The organism is Mesorhizobium subarcticum (assembly GCF_055456085.1).
The window spans coordinates 926,353-947,933 of the sequence record NZ_CM144237.1 but is presented as its reverse complement, the minus strand read 5'-3'; the positions used below and the strand labels follow the sequence as shown (position 1 = coordinate 947,933).

Annotated in this window: 20 protein-coding genes and 1 riboswitch; of the genes, 5 read left to right on the top strand and 15 right to left on the bottom strand. The window is 62.1% G+C overall.

Features of this window, described 5'->3' with window-relative positions; translation table 11 throughout:
• Positions 1 to 14 precede the first annotated feature (14 nt).
• The 5 genes from ACZYHG_RS04340 to ACZYHG_RS04320 form a co-directional block, all read right to left on the bottom strand.
• Positions 15 to 770: a glycosyltransferase family 2 protein gene (locus ACZYHG_RS04340; protein WP_464612697.1), complete on the bottom strand. Its 756-nt coding sequence runs from the start codon at positions 768 to 770 to the stop codon at positions 15 to 17.
• Positions 767 to 1,816, bottom strand: a complete 1,050-nt coding sequence (locus ACZYHG_RS04335; protein WP_464612696.1) for a serine kinase — start codon at positions 1,814 to 1,816, stop codon at positions 767 to 769. Before ACZYHG_RS04335 ends, ACZYHG_RS04340 begins: the two co-directional genes overlap by 4 nt.
• Before the next feature lie 32 nt (positions 1,817 to 1,848).
• Positions 1,849 to 2,298, bottom strand: coding sequence for a PqqD family peptide modification chaperone (locus ACZYHG_RS04330; RefSeq protein ID WP_464612695.1), 450 nt, complete (start codon positions 2,296 to 2,298; stop codon positions 1,849 to 1,851).
• 122 nt (positions 2,299 to 2,420) lie between these two features.
• Positions 2,421 to 3,521 (bottom strand): FAD-binding oxidoreductase, encoded by a 1,101-nt coding sequence (locus ACZYHG_RS04325; protein ID WP_464612694.1) that lies wholly within the window; start codon positions 3,519 to 3,521, stop codon positions 2,421 to 2,423.
• Positions 3,522 to 3,541: 20 nt separating this feature from the next.
• The gene (locus tag ACZYHG_RS04320) at positions 3,542 to 4,789 is read right to left on the bottom strand and encodes an aromatic ring-hydroxylating oxygenase subunit alpha (RefSeq protein WP_464612693.1); all 1,248 of its coding nucleotides are present in this window, start codon (positions 4,787 to 4,789) and stop codon (positions 3,542 to 3,544) included.
• Positions 4,790 to 4,903: 114 nt separating this feature from the next.
• A riboswitch (cobalamin riboswitch) is annotated at positions 4,904 to 5,104 on the bottom strand.
• A gap of 503 nt (positions 5,105 to 5,607) precedes the next feature.
• Here ACZYHG_RS04320 and ACZYHG_RS04315 point away from each other — a divergent pair.
• Both ACZYHG_RS04315 and ACZYHG_RS04310 read left to right on the top strand, forming a co-directional pair.
• Positions 5,608 to 5,805, top strand: a complete 198-nt coding sequence (locus ACZYHG_RS04315) for a DUF680 domain-containing protein (protein WP_464612692.1) — start codon at positions 5,608 to 5,610, stop codon at positions 5,803 to 5,805.
• A gap of 68 nt (positions 5,806 to 5,873) precedes the next feature.
• Positions 5,874 to 6,110, top strand: a complete 237-nt coding sequence (locus ACZYHG_RS04310) for a DUF680 domain-containing protein (protein WP_027061279.1) — start codon at positions 5,874 to 5,876, stop codon at positions 6,108 to 6,110.
• Between the two features lie 81 nt (positions 6,111 to 6,191).
• Here ACZYHG_RS04310 and ACZYHG_RS04305 read toward each other — a convergent pair whose 3' ends face one another.
• The 5 genes from ACZYHG_RS04305 to ACZYHG_RS04285 form a co-directional block, all read right to left on the bottom strand.
• Positions 6,192 to 7,304 carry an ABC transporter ATP-binding protein gene (locus ACZYHG_RS04305; protein WP_464612691.1) on the bottom strand — a complete coding sequence of 371 codons (1,113 nt, stop codon included), beginning with the start codon at positions 7,302 to 7,304 and terminating at the stop codon, positions 6,192 to 6,194.
• Positions 7,305 to 7,335: 31 nt separating this feature from the next.
• A complete protein-coding gene (bglA, locus tag ACZYHG_RS04300) occupies positions 7,336 to 9,000 on the bottom strand; it encodes a beta-galactosidase BglA (protein WP_464612690.1) in 1,665 nt (554 codons plus the stop codon).
• Positions 9,001 to 9,004: 4 nt separating this feature from the next.
• Positions 9,005 to 10,159, bottom strand: coding sequence for a carbohydrate ABC transporter permease (locus ACZYHG_RS04295; RefSeq protein ID WP_464612689.1), 1,155 nt, complete (start codon positions 10,157 to 10,159; stop codon positions 9,005 to 9,007).
• A gap of 1 nt (position 10,160) precedes the next feature.
• Positions 10,161 to 11,174 (bottom strand): carbohydrate ABC transporter permease, encoded by a 1,014-nt coding sequence (locus ACZYHG_RS04290; protein ID WP_027061275.1) that lies wholly within the window; start codon positions 11,172 to 11,174, stop codon positions 10,161 to 10,163.
• A gap of 236 nt (positions 11,175 to 11,410) precedes the next feature.
• Entirely contained in the window at positions 11,411 to 12,766 is a 1,356-nt protein-coding gene (locus ACZYHG_RS04285) for an ABC transporter substrate-binding protein (RefSeq protein ID WP_464612688.1), read from the bottom strand.
• Positions 12,767 to 13,131: 365 nt separating this feature from the next.
• Between ACZYHG_RS04285 and ACZYHG_RS04280 the strand changes: the two genes are divergently transcribed.
• The 3 genes from ACZYHG_RS04280 to pip all read left to right on the top strand — a co-directional run bounded on the left by ACZYHG_RS04280 (position 13,132) and on the right by pip (position 16,145).
• A complete protein-coding gene (locus tag ACZYHG_RS04280) occupies positions 13,132 to 14,154 on the top strand; it encodes a substrate-binding domain-containing protein (protein ID WP_464612687.1) in 1,023 nt (340 codons plus the stop codon).
• Positions 14,155 to 14,288: 134 nt separating this feature from the next.
• Positions 14,289 to 14,951: a hypothetical protein gene (locus ACZYHG_RS04275; protein ID WP_464612686.1), complete on the top strand. Its 663-nt coding sequence runs from the start codon at positions 14,289 to 14,291 to the stop codon at positions 14,949 to 14,951.
• 240 nt (positions 14,952 to 15,191) lie between these two features.
• Positions 15,192 to 16,145: a prolyl aminopeptidase gene (pip, locus tag ACZYHG_RS04270; RefSeq protein ID WP_464612685.1), complete on the top strand. Its 954-nt coding sequence runs from the start codon at positions 15,192 to 15,194 to the stop codon at positions 16,143 to 16,145.
• 64 nt (positions 16,146 to 16,209) lie between these two features.
• Here the strand turns inward: pip and ACZYHG_RS04265 are convergent, their stop codons facing one another.
• The 5 genes from ACZYHG_RS04265 to ACZYHG_RS04245 all read right to left on the bottom strand — a co-directional run bounded on the left by ACZYHG_RS04265 (position 16,210) and on the right by ACZYHG_RS04245 (position 21,516).
• Positions 16,210 to 17,649 carry a S8 family serine peptidase gene (locus tag ACZYHG_RS04265; RefSeq protein WP_464612684.1) on the bottom strand — a complete coding sequence of 480 codons (1,440 nt, stop codon included), beginning with the start codon at positions 17,647 to 17,649 and terminating at the stop codon, positions 16,210 to 16,212.
• Positions 17,639 to 18,307, bottom strand: coding sequence for an anti-sigma factor (locus tag ACZYHG_RS04260; protein ID WP_464612683.1), 669 nt, complete (start codon positions 18,305 to 18,307; stop codon positions 17,639 to 17,641). The genes ACZYHG_RS04265 and ACZYHG_RS04260 overlap by 11 nt, the downstream gene beginning before the upstream one ends.
• The gene (locus ACZYHG_RS04255; protein ID WP_027040618.1) at positions 18,304 to 18,870 is read right to left on the bottom strand and encodes a sigma-70 family RNA polymerase sigma factor; all 567 of its coding nucleotides are present in this window, start codon (positions 18,868 to 18,870) and stop codon (positions 18,304 to 18,306) included. Before ACZYHG_RS04255 ends, ACZYHG_RS04260 begins: the two co-directional genes overlap by 4 nt.
• A gap of 122 nt (positions 18,871 to 18,992) precedes the next feature.
• Complete coding sequence (locus ACZYHG_RS04250; protein WP_464612682.1) at positions 18,993 to 19,832, bottom strand: alkaline phosphatase family protein; 840 nt, start codon at positions 19,830 to 19,832, stop codon at positions 18,993 to 18,995.
• A gap of 97 nt (positions 19,833 to 19,929) precedes the next feature.
• Positions 19,930 to 21,516 carry an ABC transporter substrate-binding protein gene (locus ACZYHG_RS04245; RefSeq protein WP_464612681.1) on the bottom strand — a complete coding sequence of 529 codons (1,587 nt, stop codon included), beginning with the start codon at positions 21,514 to 21,516 and terminating at the stop codon, positions 19,930 to 19,932.
• Positions 21,517 to 21,581 lie beyond the last annotated feature (65 nt).

Sequence of the window (21,581 nt, the reverse complement as noted above, 5' to 3'; positions counted from 1 at the left end):
GATTGCGCCCGGCATCACGTCATCGGCCAATCATTCAAGGGGCTCTTCATCTCGAAAATACCCGGAATCTCGCGCAGCGACGGATCGGCCTTGCGCCGCCGAATCGACTTGTGGATTGCGCGCAAATGATTGCGGACCCTATCGCCGTGTTCCCTGGTTACATTCCCCGCGTGGCGCCGGTAGTAGATCGCGACGCTGTCCAGCAATTCGTAGTTCGGACCGCTTTCGAAAACCCGCAGCAGATAGTCGGTGTCCTCGGACTGCTCGAACTCCTCGTCGAACTGGCCCGTTCGCTCGACAAGACTCCTGCGAAACAAGGCAGTGCTCAGCGAAATTCCCCGGACCGTCATGGTGCGGCTATCAAATGTAGGCTCCAGCCGCTCGTCGTCAATCCGGTCAGCCAGGGTCATCAGTGAATAGGTCAACTCCAGGGTGGGGGTGGCGCGGAAATGCGCAAGATCGGTCTTGAAGCGCTCGGCCAGGGAGATGTCGTCCGAATCCAGGAAGGACACGAATTCGGTGTCCGCGGGCAACTGCCTCAGCCCGGCATTGCGTGTCTTGGCAACGCCCATGTTCTCTTGCCGGAACAGGCGGATGCAGGGGTTCTCGACCATCATCGAGCGGACGGCCTCTGCCGAACCATCCGTCGAACCGTCGTCGATGACGATGATGTCGAGATCGGCGGCATCGCCCTGGCGGACCAGCGAGCGCAAGGCCGAAACGACATAGCGTTCGCGGTTGTAGACAGGCATGATCACGCTCAACTTCACGAGGCAACCCGCGTTAGAAAATCCGCAACAGTGCCGGCGATCTCCTTAGGATGCGTTCCCAAGGACAGACGGTAGCTTGGTAGCAGCCGGGTGAGGTCGCCGAAGAAACGGAAGCCGCTTTCGCGCTCCCCCGGCATCTGCATGATGCCCGACGGCGCCAGTGCTATCATGGCGTCTCGACGCGACACCGGCATGATCGAACTCGTCTCGCCACCGCCGATATGTGGCACCACCAGCGCAGCGATGTCCAGCGCTGCGGGCACCGGCCGGGGCGCGATGTCGGCAATGTGAAACGTGTGCTTGCCTTGCCAGTTCAAAGGGCTCGCGATCTTCAGTCGCTGCTTCAGGCCCAGCCGGGCGAAACCTCGCGGATCCTGTTTCAGCGTTGAAAACAGGGGTCGCGCGGTCACGCCGCCGGCAAGATCGATCAGCACGTAGTCGTCGCCGACGCTGTCCAGCCCGTTGAGCAAACCGGCGGCGACGGTGCCGGATTTGCCGGCGCCGCCCGCACCGGCGATCAGCACGCCCTTGCCATTGGCACCGAGCGTGCCGGCATGGGTCAGCCGCATGCCGCGCGCCGCATACTCCCAGTGCAGGAATGCCCGCAGCGGCGCTGTCGGCTCCCAGGGCGGAAAGGCATCGGCCGCTTCCATCAGTTGCACGCCAGTGCGACGTTGCGGATCGTAGACCTGCCAGAAATCCAGATCGTGAAAATAATGGCCACGCAGCCCGGCCTCGGCGAGCCGTTCGGCAAAGCCGTGTTCGGTGAAATGCGCGTCGCCCCATCGCGCCGGCTCGGGGATGCCGGCGATGCCGGGATGGACGATGAAGATGCGGCATGCCAGCGATTCCCGCTGGTCTTGCGCGGCCTCCACGAAAGCATGACCAAACGCATCCGCAAGCACCCCGGGACCGACATGAGCGATCAGTTCCAGTCGGGGCAGCTGGACCTTACGCGTGGCCGGATAATCCTTAGCCACACTTTCGGCGGCGGTGATGAGATACCGGGCGTAATCCGGCAGGGTTTCGAGCGTGACGCGCGGCATCCTGCGCCTCTATCCCAGCCGCAACCGGCCCGTCAGGATGCCTGCTTGACCGCCGGCCAGCCCAGGGGTTCCTCGACCTCGTGTATGGGATCCACAATGATCAGGTCGGCGAGGTCGTCGTGAATGCTCACATGGAGCGGCTCGCTCGTGGCGGCAAGTTCGGCGGGCAGCTCGCCCGGCAGCGGTTGCGCCGTCGCTTCCAGACGTGCCAGCAATCCCAGGTCGAGCAATTGCGATATGAAGTGGTCGAGTTCGGCCGCAGCTATTGTCGAGCCGCCTGCGGCCAGCCCGATCAGGGCCTGGGCATCGATCCCCGACGAAAGCGCCTGCCAAACCCTGCTGCCGGAATCTGAGAAGCCGAAATATTTGCCATTCGCAAGGTTGAGCACCACGGCCTCGCCATCGAAGGATTCGAAGACAATATCCCTGTTCGCAACCGCATAGACATTGGAATCACGCATTATCGTCGCCCCGCCCCGCAATTCCGCCCCCCAGCAGGATCGCTTCACCTACAACGCCTGTAAACGCTCGGTTCTTTGTTGGCAAGGCAACCGGTGCTGGCAAGGCGCCGAGCATTTCGGGACTCAGTTGGTCGCCAAGTGGATCACGCTTCGATTTCGAGCGCTGACAGCGGCTTCGAGCAACAGGCCAGGATGAAGCCGTCATCGATCTCGTGATCGAGGATGCCGCCATTGTGGCTCATCTCGACAGCGCCGGAGACCTTCTTCACCTTGCAGGTTCCGCACAGACCGAATTCGCAGGCGGCAGGTATCCGCACGCCCGAAGAACGTGCCGTCTGCAGCACGGTCTGGCCGGCGACGCATTCGGCGTCGACGTCCGAAAGCGCGAACCGGATCGGGGTTGCGGCTTCGAAGGGAACAGCCGCGCCGTCTTGCGCCGGCGCTGCGAATGGCGCCGGGATTTCCTCCACCGCAGGCGCGGCAAAGCTTTCCTGGTGATACTTCGTCATGTCGAAACCAGAAGCGTCCAGCATGCCACGCACGGCACGCATGAAAGGATCGGGGCCGCAGCAAAAGATTTCACGTTCGCGGAAATCGGGCGCGAGCAGCGGCAGCCGGATGGCGTCGATGCGGCCCATATGGCCGTACCAGCCCTCGCGGCTCGACCGCTCCTCGATCATGAAGCCGAGCGACAGGCCCGGCATATGGCCGCCGAGCAGTTCGAGCTCCTTGCGGAAGATGATCTCTTCGGCGCGCCGTGCGCAATTGACGAAGCCGACATCGGTCCATGGCGCGCAGTCGTTCAGCCAGCGCAGCATCGACATCATCGGCGTCACGCCCGAACCGGCCGAGATGAACAGATATTTGGCCGCCGGATGGCTGTGCAGCGAGAAGTCGCCACTCGGTCCATAGGCTTTGACGTGCGAGCCGGGCTTCAGATGGTCGAACATCCAGCGTGTGCCGATGCTGCCTGCCTGCGCCTTCACCGTCACCGCGATGGAGAACGGCCGTGACGGCGACGACGACAGCGTATAGGTGCGCATCAGCGGCCCGTCTGGCGCCGGCAGCTCCAGCGTCACGAACTGGCCCGGCTTGTAGCGGAACCAGGTCTGGTTGTCGGAGCGAAAGGTGAAGGTCTTCACGTCAGGCGCCTCGTCGCTGACGCCGATCACTTCCAGCACCTGGAGCCTGTCGTTCCAGGGCGCCATCTGATCGAGATGGCGATAAAGGCCAAGGTCAGTCATCGCGTTCATTCCTTAACCTCTCAAGCCACGCTGCGCAGCGCCGGCCGGCCGCCTTCGGCAAGGCGCGGACCGATGAAGCGCGCGTACCAGTCGACGAACTGGATCACGCCGCCCTCATGCAGCTCCGAATAGGGGCCGGGTTCATAGGCCGGCGACAGGATGCCAAAGGCGTTTTCCTCGACGATGCGGCGGTCCTGGTCGTTTGTCTCGGTCCAGACATGGATGAGCTCGGCGAGATCGTAGTCGACGCCCTCGACCGCATCCTTGTGCACCAGCCATTTGGTTGTCACCGCGGTTTCCGTGGCGCTGATCGGCAGCACGCGGAAAGTAACGGCATGGTCGATGAGGATGTGGTTCCACGTCGTCGGGTAGTGATAGTGCATCAAGGTGCCGATGCGGTCGGCCGAGACGCTGTCGGACAGGTTCTTCTTCACCGCGCGCTTGCCGGTCATCGTGTAACTGACCGCATCGCGCAGCAGCGGTGCGCGCGTGGCGCGGTATTGTCCGGCCGGATCGATGCGGAACTTGCTCGGCAGGCTGGCGGCCTCGCATTTCGCCCAGTGCGCCAGCATTTCGGGATCGCTGTCGGCGCCTTGCACGCCGGTCACGGTCGGTGCTTCCGGGAAGGTCTTGCAGAGTTCCGGGTGGTTACCGGCGCAATGGTAGCATTCGCGGTTGTTTTCCCAGACGAGTTTCCAGTTGCCCTTCTCGACAATGGTGCTCTCGAAGGCGACCTTCGCCTCGCCCAGCCGGTGTGGCTTGAGATAGGGTTCGATCATCGCCCGCATCGGTGCGAAGTCGGCCGGCTCCTTTGCCAAACAGATGAAGATGTAGCCGGCGACACTTTCGCAGGCGACCGGCTTCAGGCTGAACTGGCTCTTGTCGAAACCGTCGGCCATCTGGCGGGCGAACAGCAGGCGGCCGTCCAGCTCATAGGTCCACTGGTGATAGGGGCAGACCAGTTTGGCGGCGGTGCCCTTGTCGGTGTTGCAGACACGGCTGCCGCGATGGCGGCAGGAATTGTGGAAAGCGTTGATCTTGCCCTGCTGGTCGCGCACCAGCACGACCGGATAGTCGCCGATCTGCACGGTGATGAAGCTGCCGGGCTTCGGCAGTTCGCAATCATGGCCGATGAACAGCCAGTCGCGATACCAGATCAGCTCCATGTCCAGCTTGAAGTAGTCCGGGTCGGTGTAGAAGGGTTGTTCGAGCGAGAACCCGTCCCTGCGGCTGTTCAAGAGCCTCAGCATGTCGTTGCGAGCATCCATGTCCTGTCCTCATACTTCAAGGACTGAACTGGTGGTGACGGAGGAAGGACCGGACGCAGGCCGGCGGAAGCCGGGCATGCACCATCCGCCTCTTGACCGCCCACCGCGATCAGTCGAGTTCAAATATCTCGGGCTGGTTTCCGGGCTCTGGAGTGTCCTTGCGGACGGTCGCGACACCTTCCCAGGCTTTCGCCCAGTGGTCTCCCGTTGCGACTTGAACTCCACCACCGTTGCGGGGGCAGCGCCGGACTTTGACCGGCTTCCCAATTCTCCGCCCCGTCGTCACGAAGCGGCACCTGAGATGCCATGATCTAACCACGGCAACGATCGCGACATCGGCATGAAAGCGACATCGTATCCATGCGGCGCGACACGCCGGACGAAACGCTCCGGCCAGCGATTGAACAGCTGAGATCCGGTCTGGCTAGCAATCTGTGCCGTTTCGAATCGTCTCTTTTTCGGCTCCTGGCGCGGGGAAAACAGGCCAACGGTATCGAAAAGTGACTATTAGCAACTTCTAAAATCGAACCGAACGGTTCGTTTCTGTTGACAATGCGTGCAGGACGGTGTGAACGCTGACGCCCGGATACACTCGGTGAGTGGGTCGGCATGTTTATTTAAGTAATTGTATTAAATACACAAAAAAAGATGATCGGCATGCTTATTAAAATTACAAGATGTAAAATCATGGCCCAGACGGAACAACTTCGTGATTGGAATCCGGCAGACGGCTCACCCACATCGGGGCTGTCCGAACGACGCGATTTCATCCCAAGACACGCCGCTAGACGGACAGCAAAAATACTGGAGTACTTAAAATGAAAAAGATCATTCTCACTGCCGCCGCCCTTCTGGCGATTTCCGGCAGCGCCTTCGCTGGTAGCGACCACTACGGCTCGAATGCCCCTGCAGCCACTGCTGCTGTCGACAGCTCGTACACCGCTTCGGTCAAGAAGTCGGAACCGGCTGCTCAGACGCCTGCCACGGGTGCCGACCGCAACCTCTTCGGCCACTAACAGCCGATCCTCCGGAGCGGTGGGCTTGCCTGCCGCTCTGTTGAAACTTGAAATTCAGGAGACTTGAAATGAAGAAGATCATTCTTGCTGCCGCCGCTGTTCTGGCCATTTCCGGCAGCGCTTTCGCCGGCAGCGACAACTACAACGCCAATAGCGCCAACCCGCCTGCTGCGACTTCGGTTGACAACTCGCGTACGGGTTCGATCCGCGAAAACGGCTCGCCCGTCTACAAGCTGCTCAACTCGTCGGGCGACGTGCAGAAGTCGGCGCCCCAGGGCAGCGACCGGAACCTCTTCGGCCACTAACAGCCAAAGTCGATCCAAAAAAGAGCGGCGGGCCTGGCCCGCCGCTCTTTTTTGTGCCTTGATCCAGCGGGCCTGGCCGCTTCAGGCTGCCTTTGCTTCCGGTTTCTGGAGCGCGAAGGAATGTCCGTCCGCATCGAAGATGTGCAGGTCTTCGCCATTGGCACTGAGCCGCAATGTCGAGCCGCGCTTGACCTCGACATTGCCCGGCAGCTTGGTCACCAGTGGCAGGTCGGCGCGGCCAATGTCGACATAGACCAGCTGTACCTCACCGAGTTGCTCGACATAATCGACCGTTCCTTCGAACAGATACTCCGTGCCGATGGCGACAATCAGGTCTTCCGGCCGCACGCCGAAGCTCACGGCCGCACCCTTCGCCGAGGCGGGCGTGGTAATCGTCACCGTGGCCTTGCGCCCGCCGACATGGCTGACCACGGTCGGCGTGCCGGTCTGTTCGATGGTCGCCGGCAGGATGTTCATGGCCGGCGAGCCAATGAACTGGGCGACGAACAGATTGCCGGGCTTCTTGTAGAGATCCATCGGCGTGCCAACCTGCTCGATATGGCCGTCCTTGAGCACGACGATGCGGTCTGCCAGCGTCATCGCCTCGACCTGGTCGTGGGTGACGTAGATCATGGTCGTGGCCGGCATCGATTCCTTGAGCTTGGCGATCTCGATGCGGGTAGCGACGCGCAGTGCGGCGTCAAGGTTCGACAGCGGTTCATCGAACAGGAACACCTTTGGGTTGCGCACGATGGCGCGGCCGATGGCGACGCGCTGGCGCTGGCCGCCCGACATCGCCTTGGGCAGCCGGTAGAGATATTTGGTCAGCTGCAGGATTTCGGCTGCCTGTTTCACGCGCCGGTCGATCTCGGCCTTGTTCTCCTTGCCGATCTTCATCGAGAACGCCATGTTGTCGTAGACGGTCATATGCGGATAGAGCGCATAGGACTGGAACACCATGGCGATGCCGCGTTTCGACGGGGGCACGTCGTTGACCACCTCGCCATCGATCTTGAGCTCGCCTGAAGTGATTTCCTCGAGGCCGGCGATCGATCGCAGCAAGGTCGACTTGCCGCAGCCCGACGGACCGACGAAGACGATGAACTCGCCCGATTTGATATCGAGGTCGATGCCGTGGAGAATGTTCAGATTGCCGTAGGACTTCTTCACTTGTCTCAAATTGACATCGGCCATTGGTTTCCTCCCAGTGATGTCCTCAAAGATTTCAGTCGATGCGTCCGAACCAGGCGCCGTAGCCGCCGAGTTCGATCGAACCGGTGCTCGCCTGCCCGGAAAACCCGTGTCCCGGCAAAGGTTGCAGCGGCCGGTTACCAAGGTCAACTTTCGCCGGCTTGGCGCCGAGGTTGAAGGCACAGACGATCTGCTCATTGCCGGCGCCGCGGGTGAAGGCGACGGTGTCGCCCTGGCTTTCGATGAAGGTGATATCTCCCTTGGCCAGCGCCGGATGGGCGCGGCGGAAGGTGAGGAAGCGCCGGTAGTGCTCGAGCAGCGAAGCCTGGTCGCCCTGCTGGATATTGACTGCCTGCGACAGATGCTTGGCCGGCACCGGCAACCAGGGCTTTGCCTGGGAGAAGCCGCCATTTTTGGCGCCGTCATCCCACACCATGGGCGTGCGGCAGCCATCACGGCCCTTGAATTCCGGCCAGAAGCGGATGCCATAGGGATCCTGTAGATCCTCGAAGCGCAGATCGGCCTCGCCGAGCCCGAGCTCCTCGCCCTGGTAGATGCAGACCGAGCCGCGCAGTGACATCAGCAGCGCCGAGATCACCTTGAGATAGGCCGTAGGGTCGGCCTCATTGGCAGCCCAGCGCGAGGCCGGGCGCATCACGTCATGGTTGGAAAACGCCCAGCACGACCAGCCGTCGCTGGCGACCTTGCCGAAGGCCTCCAGCACTGAGCGGACCTTGCCGGCACTGATCTTTTCCGGCGCCAGGAAGTCGAAGGAATAGCACATGTGCACGCGCTTGCCGCCGGCGGTATAGGCTGCCACCACTTCCAGCCCGCGCTGCGAATCGCCGACTTCGCCGACCGCGGCGGTCGCCGGATACTCGTCGAGCAGGGCGCGGAAGCGTTCGAGGAAGCCGAGGTTTTCCGGCCGGCTCTTGTCGTAGATGTGATCCTGGTAGTTGTAGGGATTGACCGCCGGCGCGGTCTGGTCGTTGCGCTCTTCCGGCGGCAGTGGCGGATTGTTTTCCAGGCCCTGGCTGTGGAAGTAGAAATTGATCGTGTCGAGGCGGAAACCGTCGACGCCGCGCTCCAGCCAGAAGCGGGTGACGTCGAGCAGCGCGTCCTGGACCTCGCGGTTGTGAAAGTTGAGGTCGGGCTGTTCGGCCAGGAAATTGTGCAGGTAATATTGCTGGCGGCTGGTGTCCCATTGCCAGGCCGATCCGCCGAAGATCGACAGCCAGTTGTTGGGCGGCGTGCCGTCAGGCCTGGCGTCGGCCCAGACATACCAGTCCGCCTTGGGATTGGTGCGGGTCGACCGACTCTCTTTGAACCACGGGTGGCTGTCTGCGGTGTGCGAAAGCACTTCGTCGATCATCACCTTCAGCCCCAGCCGGTGCGCCTCCGCCGTCAGCGCATCGAAATCGGCCAGCGTGCCGAACATCGGATCGACGTCACAATAATCCGAGACGTCGTAGCCGAAATCCTTCATCGGCGACTTGAAGAAGGGCGAGATCCAGATGGCGTCCGCGCCGAGTGCGGCGATGTAGGGCAGCCGTTCGATGATGCCTTTCAAGTCACCGATGCCGTCGCCATTCGAATCCTGGTAGCTGCGTGGATAGATCTGGTAGATGACAGCACCTCGCCACCAGTCGCGGTCGGCGGCGACGTCAGGGTTCGAACTGGCCTTTAAAGCGGATTGCATGGTCTCAGCCTCCTTTTACGGAACCGGCAAGCAGCCCGCGGACGAAATAGCGCTGCAGCGAGAAGAACACGATCAGCGGCACGATGATGGTCACAAAGGCCGATGTCGTCAGGATCTCCCAATCGCCGCCGCGTGAGCCAAGCAGTGCGTTGAGCTTGGCCGTCAGCACGATCTGGTCTGCTTCGGTACCCAGGAAAACCATTGCCACCAGCAGATCGTTCCATACCCACAGGAATTGGAAGATGGCAAACGAGGCCAGCACCGGGAATGACAGCGGCAGCACGATCTTGACGAAGATCTCGAAATCGCTGGCGCCGTCGATGCGCGCCGATTCCATGATCTCGCGCGGCAAGCCGGCAATATAGCTTCGCAAGAGATAGATGGCGAAGGGCAGGCCGAAGCCGGTATGCGCCAGCCAGATACCGAGATAGGTCTTCGACGGCACGCCGAAGAACGTGCCGACGCCGTTGTAAAGCTTCAACAGCGGGATCAGCGACATCTGCAGCGGCACGACCAGCAGGCCGATGATGACCGCGATCAGCAGTGCCCGGCCGGGAAAGCGCATCCAGGCCAGCGCATAGGCGGCAAAGGCGGCGATCAGGATCGGGATGACGGTCGCCGGAATGGTGACGGTCAGCGAGTTCATGAACGAACGGCCGATGCCTTCGGAAAGCAGCACGGTCTTGTAATTGTCGGTGGTGAATTTCGGCGGCGCCGACGAGGCGTAATAGACGCGCTGGCCGCGGTCGCCCTCGAACGCCTTGGGCGAAGCCATGACGAAGCTGCCGTCGGCATTGACCTGCAGGGTGACGCCGTCACCGAGATCGGCCGAACTGCCGGCCGTATACTGCGTCGGTGCCGCCGCCTTGACGCCGAAGGCGCTGATCGCACGCTTGGCGCCATCGCCGAAGATGTTGCCCTCGAGAACGAACTTGCCGTCCTTCTGGGTCTGCGCCGAGGCGGGCGGCAGCCGGCCGGCTTCGGTCTGGCTGGAGCTGGAGAACGAATTCCACCAGCCTGAAGCGATGATCTGGTCCTTGTCCCGCAGCGAGGAGACCAGGATGCCGAGTGTCGGGATGGTCCAGATCGTCACGAAGATCAGCACCGCGATGTGGACGCCGAAGCGGCTGGCGAAAGAATTCCCGGTCGCGACGGCCATCTCAATGCCCTCCCGTTTCTTTGTTGGCCTGGCGGATGTTCCAGACCATGATCGGAATGACCGCGATCATGATGATGATGGCGATTGTCGCGCCACGGCCAAAATCGCCGCCGCCGCGGAACATCCAGTCGAACATCAGATTGGCCAGCACTTGGCTGTTCCACTGGCCGTTGGTCATGGTCAGCACGATGTCGAACACTTTGAGCACCAGAATGGTGATCGTGGTCCAGACGACGGCGATCGTGCCCCAGATCTGCGGCACCATGATCTTCCAGAAGATCTGGAACGGGTTGGCCCCGTCGATGACCGCGGCTTCCAGCGTCTCTTCGGGAATGCCGCGCAGGGCCGAGGACAGGATGACCATGGCAAAGCCGGTCTGGATCCAGATCAGGATGACCATCAGGAAGAAATTGTTCCAGAACGGCAGCGAGATCCAGACCTGCGGCTGGCCGCCGAAATGCTGGATGATGGCGTTGAGGATGCCGATCTGCACCTGGCCCTCGCCGCGATACTCGTAGATGAATTTCCAGATCACGCTGGCGCCGACGAAGGAGATCGCCAGCGGCAGGAAGATCAGGCTCTTGGCGATCGTGCCCCACCAGATCTTGTCGGTCAGCACCGCAATGATCAGGCCAAGGAAGGTGCAGGCGGCGGGCACCACGGCCAGCCACAGGACATTGTTGAGGATCGAGTTGCGGAAATCGCGGTCACCGAACGCCCATTGATAGTTGGCCAGACCGACGAAATTGATGCCGCCGCGATCGAGGAAGGAGAGCCGCAGTGTCTCGATCACGGGATAGATCAGATAGATGGTCAGGATGATCATTGCCGGGCCGACGAACAGCCAGGGCCGGACCAGGCCTTGCCGGCGAAGATTGTCGATGGCCGCAGCGCCGGCGACGCCGCGCGATGGGAATATCAGGTCGACCAGCTTGTTGGCGCCCCAGAAATAGGCAACGCAGCCGCCGACGCCGATGATGATGACAAATATGGCCGAGAAAATCTGAGACGCCATGCATTCCTCCCCTGCGGATGATCCAGCGAGGCTTGATAACCTCGGGACCAGGCGCCGATTCAGTTGTTTTGGAACGCGATCGGCCGCTTTAAAAATCTCGCGTGCGGATTGCGCTTCATGTCGATGCGCTCATGACGAAACGGGGCGGCGTCGACCGCCGTCGGATCCGGGCCGGCAAGGTCCGGATCCCTGAAGATGAAACGGCCGGCCGCCAGGCGGCCGGGCAGATCAATCGCTTACTTGATCCCGTCCCAGCTCTTCTGGATGTCTGTGGCGACATCCTGGGCGGACTTGCCGCCAACCAGGTCGATCATGCCGGTCCAGAAGGCGCCGGCGCCGATCTTGCCCGGCATCAGGTCGGAACCATCGAAGCGCACGGTCGTCGCTCCGACCAGGATCTCGCCCTGCTTCTTCAGCGCTTCGCTGCCATAGGCGTCCTTGTTGGCTCCCTTGAAGGGGGTGACGAAGCTTTTCTGCGCCATCCACAATTCATGCGCGAGCGGCATCTGCAGGAACTTGATGAACTCGTGCGAAGCCTTGGAATCCTTGGTGATCATCACCAACGTTCCGGCCACTTCCAGCGGCGTGCCAAGCTCCGGCTTGGAGGCATAGGGCGGATAGTTGAAGAAGTCCGCATCCTGGCCGAGCTTTACGCCCTCCGGGAAGAAAGAGGGGATGAACGAAGCCTGATGATGCATGTAGCACTTGGGCGGCACCGAGAAGAGGCCCTTCGGGCTGTCGCGGAAGTCGGTCGCCGCGACCGCCTTGGCGCCGCCGTCCACCATCTTGTCGTCGGTGGCGATCTTGCCGAAAAGGTCGATGGCGTTGACCACTGCGGGGTCGTTGAACGGGATCTCGTTCTTTACCCACTTGTCGTAGACCTCCGGCGGCTGCGTGCGCAGCATGATGTCCTCGACCCAGTCGGTTGCCGGCCAGCCGGTGGCGCCGCCGGAGCCAAGCCCGATGCACCAGGGCTTGCCGCCATCGGCGATGATCTTCTTCTCGAGCTCGGCGAGTTCCTCCTGGGTCTTGGGGACCTTGTAGCCGGCTTCCTGGAAATTATCGGGCGAGTACCAGACCAGCCCCTTAACGTCGATCTTGTAGGGAAGCGCATAGAATCCTGGCTTGCCGTCCTTGCCTGCGAAGGTGCCAAGCTTGGCCCAGGAGTCGCCGGCCGCGTAGTTTTCCTTCACCCATGCGGCGACGTCGTCGCCCAACGGGGTCAGAACGCCCTTGGATGCGAGATCCTGGATGAGGCCCGGCTGCGGCAGGATGGCGATGTTGGGCGGGCTGCCAGCCTGGGTGTCGATGACGATCTGCTGCTCGTAGTTCTCGGACGAGGAATATTTGATCTCGACGCCGGTGGCTTCGGCGAAATAATCGAGCACCGAACGGGCAAGGGTCTCGTCCTCGCCGCGCCATGGCCCGAAGATGGTCAGGGTCTCGCCCTTGAGGTCGACTTTCTTGAGGTCTTCGAAATTTGCCCAGTTGAAGCGCTTGTCTTCACCCGGCTTGAACTTCAGTTCGGCATGCGCGGGCGCATTCAGGGCGAGCGTGGCAAACGCGGCACCCAGCAAAAGCATTTTCTTCATAGGTATTCCCTCCCAGTGGGTCACATACACCAGACGGAACCTCCATTCCGTCCGCCGACGCCGCAGGACTGTGACTCAGTCGCAAGGGAACCGCAACCTTTCGAAGAGTCTTCCAAAGCGCTTTGGCTTTCCTGATCTCGCCATTGATTCACTCAAGAGTCAAGAGGGGGCGGTGGCTAATCGATTTAAGCTTACGCATTTGTAGGCAAAAAAGTGCGCTGCAACATGCTTTTATGGCGGTGCAGCAGTAATTTCTGTTTCAAACTCGCGCAAACCGCGCTTATGCTTGGTCCTGGTATGACCACGCCCTAGTGGCGCTTGGGTCGATTCAATTTAAAAGCGCTTTGAGGGAATGGAGATCTTTTGTGAACCTCAAGCAGCTCGCGCATATGCTGGCGCTTTCGCAGACCACGGTGAGCCGGGCGCTGAACGGTTACCCGGAGGTCAACGAGGAAACCCGCAGGCGCGTCATGGACGCCGCCAAGCGCCATGGCTATCGCCCCAATCCGAGCGCACGCAGGCTGGCGACCGGCAAGTCCGGCATGATTGGTTATGTCTTGCCGACGGGTGCGGCCGTCGACATCGACCCGCACTTCGTCGAATTCCTGTCGGGCCTCGGCGACTATGCCCGCTCGCATGAGCTTGACCTCGTGCTGTCGCCGGCCGATGCCGACGACCAGGAGACAACCTATCGGCGCATCGTCGCCAACCGGCAGGTCGATGCCGTCTATATCTCTTCGCCTAAGCCTCAGGACACGCGGGTGGCGCTGGTCAGCACGCTGGGCATTCCCTTCCTCGTTCATGGCCGCAGCGAGGGCTTCGATTTCGACTACCCCTATCTCGACATCGACAATGAGGGTGCCTTCCACGAGGCTGCGCGGTTGCTGGTCCAGCTCGGGCATCGACGGCTGGCGTTGATCAATGGCGACGACCGCGAGACCTTCGCCATCCATCGCGAGCGCGGCGTGCGTCGGGCACTTGCGGCCAGCGGACTGAACCTGGGTGAGCGCCACGTCTGCTCTGTGGTCATGACCGAGGAAAACGGCTATCGCGCCACCCGACGTCTGCTGGAGGCGAGCGACGCGCCGACGGCGATCGCCTGCTCCAGCCTGATTATGGCGCTGGGCGTCGTGCGCGCGGTGCGAGACCTCGGCCTGACCATTCCAGGCGACGTCTCGCTGATCGCCCATGATGACGTCTTTCCCTGGCTGAAGCCCGAGAATTTTTCCGTACCGCTATCGACGACGCGCTCGTCCATCCGCCTCGCCGGCGCCCGCGTTGCCGAGCGGCTGGCGGCACGGATTTCGGGACTGGAAGAGGGCGCGCGCGGCGAAGTCTGGCCGGTTGACCTGGTGGTCAGGGGTTCGGTCGCCGGGGCGCCAGCGTAGGGGCAAGACCCGATCACGGTCACCGACCGAGTTCGGCAAGCGACCGCTCATGTCACCTAAAAGTGACCTCGGTTTTGGGACAACGACAAGAGGCTATTAACGCCGCATTAGCCCGCTTGTTCGAACGTGGGCCGATGAACACCAATCAGCCCAGCGCGGTTTTTGGCCGTCGCGGGCGCGAGAATCGCGCCCCGGCTGCCCCGGTTGACCGCACTGCAAGACCAACAAGACCGGCGCGCCCTGTCGGCCATATCGTGTTTCTGCTTGGCCTGACGGGCCTTTTATTGACGGTTGCCGGTGCAGGCTTCTGGACCTTGCCAGGTATAGAAAAGGCGAATGCGGAAGCCGCGCGGACGGAACAGAAAGTGGTCGAAATCGTCAACCAGCCGATTACCCATCTGCCCCGCTCTGGGTCTTTCTCGGTGTTTTCACCGGGCTGGTTTCATCAAGGCGCGACAAAACCGGACTTCAACAACGTTGATATCCGCGCCACACAGGAACGCAATTATGAGGGCTACGTCACTTCAGACCTGAACCCCACCGAGATGTTCATCGGCCGTGAACTCGAATTCAACGCGATGACCAAATATTTCTACACCGATCGAACACTGCCCAAAAAGCGGTTGTCCGACCCGGAAATGGTCGAGATCAACGGTCTCTACCGCGTCATCGGCCAGGATGAGCAGGCGGTATTGATGCGGTGGCTTGTTATATCAGGGCTGGTTGTCGTCGGGCTTTGTCTTGCATCCGCGTTGCTTCTGCAAATCGGTCGAACCCGCGAACTCCCGGCGAGTTGATTGATACCGTTCGCAGGGGGCAAATTGGTGACGGCCGAGGAGAATGGTTATCGCTGCACCCGGCGCCCGCGTCGCCGAGCGGCTGACGGCACGGATATCGGGAACGGAGAAGGGCGCTCGTGGCACGGTCTGGGCTGGCCGGTCGCGGGGGCGCCAGTCATCTGAAGCGATCGAGCTCGACCCCGTTTGCCAATCTGGCCGCCAGTTGAAGGCAGTGTCGGTTAGTGTATCAACGATGTGATGAGCTACCCTCCGATTGAGCCGTTCGATGCTGGGCTACTCAGCGTCAAAGACGGTAACGAACTCTACTGGGAAATGTCGGGCAACCCTGCTGGGAAGCCCGCTCTATATCTGCATGGCGGTCCCGGCAGCGGCCTTCGTTCGGGCAGCTATCGCCGTCATTTCGATCCGCAAAAATATCGTATTGTCGGGATCGACCAGCGCGGATGTGGCCGAAGTCGCCCTCTCGCCTCTGACGCTCTCAGCGAGTTGCACCACAATACGACAGAGTCGCTCATCCAGGACATCGAGGCAATCAGGACACGCCTCAACATCGACACATGGTTGGTGTCGGGCGTGTCCTGGGGAACAACGCTTGCCCTTGCCTATGCCTTGGAGCATCCGAACAGAGTTTCTGAGTTAGTGTTGGTCGCGGTGACGACGACCAGCCGACAGGAGGTCGATTGGATCACTGAAGGCGTGGGGAGCATATTTCCCGAAGCCTGGAAACGGTTTGAGCAGGGCTCCTGCAGGCGCGACGGGGAGCGCATCGTGGAGGCCTATGCTCGGCGGCTCGCTCACGGCGACCAGCAGGACCGATTGCGGGCGGCATTTGCTTGGAACGATTGGGAGTCGACGCACATCTCGCTTGATCCAAACTCGGTGTCGATTGATCAACGCTTTGACGAAGAACGGGGATTGGCATTCGCGACCCTCGTCACCCACTATTGGTCCAACGACGGATTTCTCCGGAATGGCGGGGAAATACTTGGCCGCGTTACTTCTATCGGGCGTATTCCTGCCGTTCTCATTCATGGCCGCCGTGACATCAGCGGGCCAGTGATCACGGCCTGGAGCCTCCATCAACTGTGGCCTGGAAGCCGCCTCCACATCGTGGAATCGGAGGGGCATGGAGGGCCGCAATCCATGGAACAGATGCGCATCGCGCTTGATTCATTTGCGTCTGGACAGTGACGCGTGTCGCCTGAAATTGTTTGGCTGCGTTGGGAACGATATGCATTAAACTGCAGGGGTGCCTTCACTCCTTCGCCGCCTCCGCCGCCTTAATATCCAGCAGCCCATAGCCGAAATCATTGTCGCGCCCCTTGGGGCCGAGATCTTTCGCCGTTGCCGCCAGCGATTTCTCGATATCGTCGGCGCTACGGCCGGGCGAAGCATGGATCAGATTGGCGATGGCGCCGCTGACGATCGCCGCGGCAAACGAGGTGCCGGTCACCACGTCGGAGCCAGCGCCGCTCGGCGCCACCATCTCGACGCCCGGCGCCGAGATGAAGACATAGGCGCCGCGATTGGCTTGCGGCATCAGCCCGTCCTCGGCATCGGTGGCGGTCACCGCGATGACACCGTCGAAGGCCGCCGGATAGCCATAGGGCGCTTTCGGACCGTTGTTGCCGGCCGCGGCGACAAGCACAATGCCGAGCGCCCTTGCATTGCGGCAGGCGGTGCCGAGCAGATCGTTCTTCGGCCCGACGAAGCTCATATTGATGACGCTGACATTCTGCTCCGCCGCCCAGTCGAGCGCCGACAGGATGACATCCATGGTCGACTTGCCGCCTTCGAAGGCACGCGCGTGATAAATCTTGGCGCCCGGCGCCATGCCTTCCAGCGCGCCGACGCCGGCGATCAGCCCGTCGACCGAGGTGCCATGGTCGCGCTTTTCGATCGGCACGTCCGGCATGGCGTCGAACTGCGCGGCGATGACGCCGGCCAGAGCCGGATTGGTGTCGTCGATGCCGGTATCGATGACGGCAACCCTGACGTTTTCGCCGCTGGCCTGTTTGGAATCGAGTTCGATATGGTCGAAGGCGTAGTTCACAATGCCCGCGGCCTGTTGCAGCGAATAGATGTGATTGGGCTCGCGCCGCTGCGTGCGGCCGTCGGCGGCGAGCTGCGCCAGCACGACGCCGACCGGACGGCCATCGGGAATACCGAAGCGCACCAATGTGGTGCCCAGCAGCCGGGACTGGCGCTGCGAACGTACTTCGAGGCCGAAGGAGGCGGCGATCTGCTGCACGGCACCGGCATCGCCGTCGACCGTCACCAGCACCTCGTCGGGCACGAAATCGCCGGCCACGGCGCGCGGCGGCTGAACGGCGATGAGATCGGTCGGCGAGATGATCGGGCCCCCGGCCGGCTGGCCGGCTTGATTGTTGCCGGGCGGCGTCTGTGGCTCGGGCCGTGGTGTCGGCACGGGTGCCGGAGGCGCGACCGGATTGGGAAACAGGTCGACGATCAAGGCGGGGAGAAAGACGGCGCCGGCCTGATCGGTACCCGATCCGGCCTTTGCGCCACTGCCGTCCTTGGCGCAGTCGGGCGCCGTCGCATTTGCCCCGTTGCGGCAGTCGATTTTCGTCTGGTCGCCATTGGCGGCGTTGGTTTGCGCCGACGCGGGCACGACGGCGATTGTCATCGCCGCCGCCAGGATCGCCGCAAATCGAAGGGCCGCCTCAGCCGCCATCAACCGGTTTCCTTCCCTCGATCACAGTATCAGTGAAAGGCTGGGCGGCAATAAGGCCGAGTTGCTTCGTATAGTCGGCGGCGCTGGCTGCGGGAATGCCGAGCCGGAACACGCCGTCGGCGGTCGGTCCGCCGATGATCTTGAGCCCATTGCCGCCGAGGAAGCCCGAAATATCGGACATCTTCGCATCCGGTTTGAACTTGACGAGCGCGAACGGCATTTTCGCCAGATCGTCTTCCGTACCGGCGATTTCGAAATTGCCATTTTTGCCGCCGGGCTGCACCAGAGACTGCACCGCGATCAACGCCAAGAGGACCGCGGCCGCCGCCCAGGCGACGCCGACCGGCACCGCCATGAAACGCCCCCAGGCCTGCGCCAGCCAGGACGAGCCTGCCGGCTTGCGTGCAGGCCCGGCCTCGGCATCGAACGCCCTGGCGAAGCGGCTGAGCGCATCGGCCGGCGGGCGGATCGCTTCATTGGCGGCCGATGTGCCGGAGAATTCGGCCTCGGCCTCGCCAAGGGCTGCCATTGCCGCCGGATCGGTCGCCAGCCATTCCTCGACGGCCTCGAGGTCGGAGCCTTCCAGCGAGCCGTTCAGGTAGAACGGCAGCAGCGTTTCCATGTCGTCGCGGCGCGACATCTTTTCAGCGGCACTCATGGCCACCCCCTGTCGTAACCGGCGGCTTTGAGGGCTTCGCCGAGTTTCTTGCGGGCGTAAAACATCCGGGTCTTGACCGTGGCGACCGGGATGCCGAGCACCTCGCCGATCTCCGTCACCGACTGTCCGTGATAATAGGCAAGGTCGATCACCGTGCGGTGTTCTTCGGGCAAGGCATCGATGAAGCGGCGCAAGGCGGCGGCCTTGTCTTCCTTCATGGTGACGACTTCCGGCGTGTCGGCGCCGTCGGGCACCGCGGCGGCGGCCTCGTCGTCGATCCAGTCTTCCTTCTTCTTGCGCAGCAGGGAGAGCGCCTTGAACCGGGCGATGCCGAGCAGCCATGTCGAGACTTCGGAGCGTCCTTCGAAGCCTGGCGCCTGGCGCCACAGTTCGAGGAACACCTCGTTCGCGATATCGTCAGCCATCATTTCCGATCCCGTCTGGCGCGCCACGAAGCGGTAGACCCGCGCGTGGTGACGCATGAACAGGAGCCGAACGGCGGCACGGTCGCCCTTCGCGACCCGGTCGACAAGCGCGCGATCGGTCTCCGTCGCTGCCGTCATGGCCGGTCGAGCCGCCTGGCTCCTGTCTGCTCTGTCGCTGATCGGTGCAAAAAGGTTCATCCTCCGCCAAGGAATTTGCGGAGGCTAACCGAAGTAGGGGGCGGTTGCCAGAGCCGCCCCGCTCAACTCAAGAAGGGCTTCGCCTTCATCGTCGCCGGCACCGGCACACCGAGCCGGCCCAACACCGTCGGCGCCAGCTGCAGCTGGTCGAGCAGCATGTCGGCCTGCGGTCCTTTGCCGGATCCGAAGTAATAGAGCGCGAAATCCTGCATCTCATCGTCATGGCCGCCATGGTGGCCGCGATCGGTCTGGCCATGGTCCGCGGTGACCATGACTTCGTAGCCGGCTTCGATCCAGCTCGGCAGGAACGCCGCCAACATGCCGTCCATGGCGTAGACGGCATGGTCCATCTCATGGCAGTCGTGGCCGAAGCGATGGCCCATCGAATCCAGCGTGCAGGTGTGCAGGATGCCGTAGTCGATGCCGTGGCGTCTGGTCAGCATGGTCAGCGTCGCGAACAGGTCGACATCGCTCGGCGTCATCTGGTTGCGCGCGTTATAGCCGGTCATGGTGTGGAAGCGGCCATGTGTGATCGGCCCGCCGGGCTCGTCATATTCCATGTCCTCGACCAGGTCGAACGGATAGGACCGGAAGAATTCCGACCAGTAGGAATGGGTGACGGCACCCGTCTTGCCGCCGGCCTTGCTCACTTCGGAGAAGATGTCCGGCTGCGAGACGCGGAACCGGTTTTCGTTGGAGAGGATGCGGTGCACCTGCGGTGAAACCCCGGTATGAATCGAGGCGTAGCAGCAGGCCGAGGTCGACGGCAGCACCGAACGCATCTTCCACACCCGCGCCTCGCCCGATTGCACCCAGCCTTCGAGATTACCCATCAGCCGGCGCCAGTTCCTGTAGGGAACGCCGTCGAGGATGATCAGCAGAAGCTTGGATTTGAGCGCCATGGGCTGCTCCATGATGTCTAGCAGTTGGAACGGGAACGCCGCGTGCCGTTTCGGGCACACGGCGTTCTTACACGTGAATCAAGCAGGCAGGATTCGACTAAGCGTTGAGCCAGCACTCACCAAGCGCGTAGCCGTCCATCATTTCGCCGATCGGGCTCTTGGCAAAGCCGCTGATCTTGTTGGTGGCGGCGGCATCGATGAACTGGTTGAAGAACGGCACGATCAGGCCGCCTTCGTCGCGCATCATGACCGCCATGTCGTGGTAGATCGCCTTGCGCTTGTCCTGGTCGAGCTCGCCGCGCGCGGTAAACAGCATCTTGTCGAATTCCGGCCGCTTGAAGCGCGTGTCGTTCCAGTCGGCGGTCGAGACGTAACCGGTGGAATACATCTGGTCCTGGGTGGCGCGGCCACCCCAGTAGGACAGCGAGAAGGGCTGCTTGTTCCAGACTTCCGACCAGTAGCCGTCGCCCGGTTCGCGCTTGATCTCGATCTTGATGCCGGCCTTGGCGGCGCTCTGCTGATAGAGCTGGGCGGCATCGACGGCGCCGGGGAAGGCGACATCGGAGGTGCGCAACACGATCGAGCCGCTGTGGCCGGACTTCTTGTAGAGAGCCGCAGCCTTTTCCGGATCGAATTTGCGCTGCTCGATGGCGGTAAACAGCGGATAGGCTTCGTTGATCGGGAAGTCGTTGCCGACCGAGCCGTAGCCGCGCAGGATCTTCTCCAGCAGTTCGTCGCGGTCCATGGCGAGCTTGAGCGCCATGCGCAGATCGTTGCTGTCGAAGGGCGCGGTGTCGCAGAACATGTTGAACGGGTAGTAGCCCTTGCCTGACACGTTCTCGATGGTGACGCCCGGGATGCGCTTGACCAGATCGACGACCTTCGGCTCGACGCGGTTGATCATGTGGACCTGGCCGCCCTGCAGGGCGGCGAGACGCGCCGTCGCGTCATTGATGACGACGATCTCGATCTGGTCGGCATGGCCTAGTTTGTCACCTTGCCAGTAGTTGGCGAAGCGCTCGCCGCCATGGCGCACGCCCGGCTGGTTGACGGTGACCTTGTAGGGGCCGGCGCTGATGCCGGCATTCGGATTGTCCTTGCCGCCATTCGGCTGGATGACGAGATGGTAGTCGGCCATCAGATAGGGGAAGTCGGCGTCGGCGTCGCCCAGCGTGACGATGACTTCCTTGCCGCTTGCCTTGACGCCCTTGATGTTCTTGAGGATGCCGAGAGCGCCCGACTTGGACTTCTCGTCGGCATGGCGTTCTATGGTGGCGGCGATGTCTTCAGCCGCAACCGTCTTGCCATTGTGGAACTCGATGCCGTCGCGCACCTTGATCGTCCAGGTCTTGGCGTCCTTGGACGCGCCGATCTCCTGCGCGATCATATTTGTCAGGCTGTTGTCCGGCATCAGGCGGACCAGATATTCGCCCCACTGGTTGCCGAAACTGTAGGTGACCTGGCTGAGATTCAGCGCCGGGTCGAGGCTGTTGGTCGATTCGCCACCCTGAAGGCCGGCCTTGAGGACGCCGCCCTTGACCGGGGTCTGCGCGAAGGCCTTGCCGGCCAATGTCGTAGCCAATGCCGCCGAGACGCCAAGTGCCGCGGTGCGGCCGAGAAAGTCGCGGCGCGAGATGCGGCCCTGACCGGCGAGTTCAGCGAGATGGTCGAATTCGGTCTTCATGTCCTACCCCTGTTGAAAACAATGTCACACGAGCCGTGCCCGTCCAGAAGGACGTGTGGCGCTCT

Bases quoted from the DNA above. Each gene is read 5' to 3' on its own strand.
- ACZYHG_RS04335 (WP_464612696.1), bottom strand. From the start codon at position 1,816: ATGCCGCGCGTCACGCTCGAAACCCTGCCGGATTACGCCCGGTATCTC.
- ACZYHG_RS04325 (WP_464612694.1), bottom strand. From the start codon at position 3,521: ATGACTGACCTTGGCCTTTATCGCCATCTCGATCAGATGGCGCCCTGG.
- ACZYHG_RS04320 (WP_464612693.1), bottom strand. From the start codon at position 4,789: ATGGATGCTCGCAACGACATGCTGAGGCTCTTGAACAGCCGCAGGGAC.
- ACZYHG_RS04315 (WP_464612692.1), top strand. From the start codon at position 5,608: ATGAAAAAGATCATTCTCACTGCCGCCGCCCTTCTGGCGATTTCCGGC.
- ACZYHG_RS04310 (WP_027061279.1), top strand. From the start codon at position 5,874: ATGAAGAAGATCATTCTTGCTGCCGCCGCTGTTCTGGCCATTTCCGGC.
- ACZYHG_RS04305 (WP_464612691.1), bottom strand. From the start codon at position 7,304: ATGGCCGATGTCAATTTGAGACAAGTGAAGAAGTCCTACGGCAATCTG.
- bglA (WP_464612690.1), bottom strand. From the start codon at position 9,000: ATGCAATCCGCTTTAAAGGCCAGTTCGAACCCTGACGTCGCCGCCGAC.
- ACZYHG_RS04295 (WP_464612689.1), bottom strand. From the start codon at position 10,159: ATGGCCGTCGCGACCGGGAATTCTTTCGCCAGCCGCTTCGGCGTCCAC.
- ACZYHG_RS04290 (WP_027061275.1), bottom strand. From the start codon at position 11,174: ATGGCGTCTCAGATTTTCTCGGCCATATTTGTCATCATCATCGGCGTC.
- ACZYHG_RS04285 (WP_464612688.1), bottom strand. From the start codon at position 12,766: ATGAAGAAAATGCTTTTGCTGGGTGCCGCGTTTGCCACGCTCGCCCTG.
- ACZYHG_RS04275 (WP_464612686.1), top strand. From the start codon at position 14,289: ATGAACACCAATCAGCCCAGCGCGGTTTTTGGCCGTCGCGGGCGCGAG.
- pip (WP_464612685.1), top strand. From the start codon at position 15,192: ATGAGCTACCCTCCGATTGAGCCGTTCGATGCTGGGCTACTCAGCGTC.
- ACZYHG_RS04265 (WP_464612684.1), bottom strand. From the start codon at position 17,649: ATGGCGGCTGAGGCGGCCCTTCGATTTGCGGCGATCCTGGCGGCGGCG.
- ACZYHG_RS04260 (WP_464612683.1), bottom strand. From the start codon at position 18,307: ATGAGTGCCGCTGAAAAGATGTCGCGCCGCGACGACATGGAAACGCTG.
- ACZYHG_RS04255 (WP_027040618.1), bottom strand. From the start codon at position 18,870: ATGACGGCAGCGACGGAGACCGATCGCGCGCTTGTCGACCGGGTCGCG.
- ACZYHG_RS04250 (WP_464612682.1), bottom strand. From the start codon at position 19,832: ATGGCGCTCAAATCCAAGCTTCTGCTGATCATCCTCGACGGCGTTCCC.
- ACZYHG_RS04245 (WP_464612681.1), bottom strand. From the start codon at position 21,516: ATGAAGACCGAATTCGACCATCTCGCTGAACTCGCCGGTCAGGGCCGC.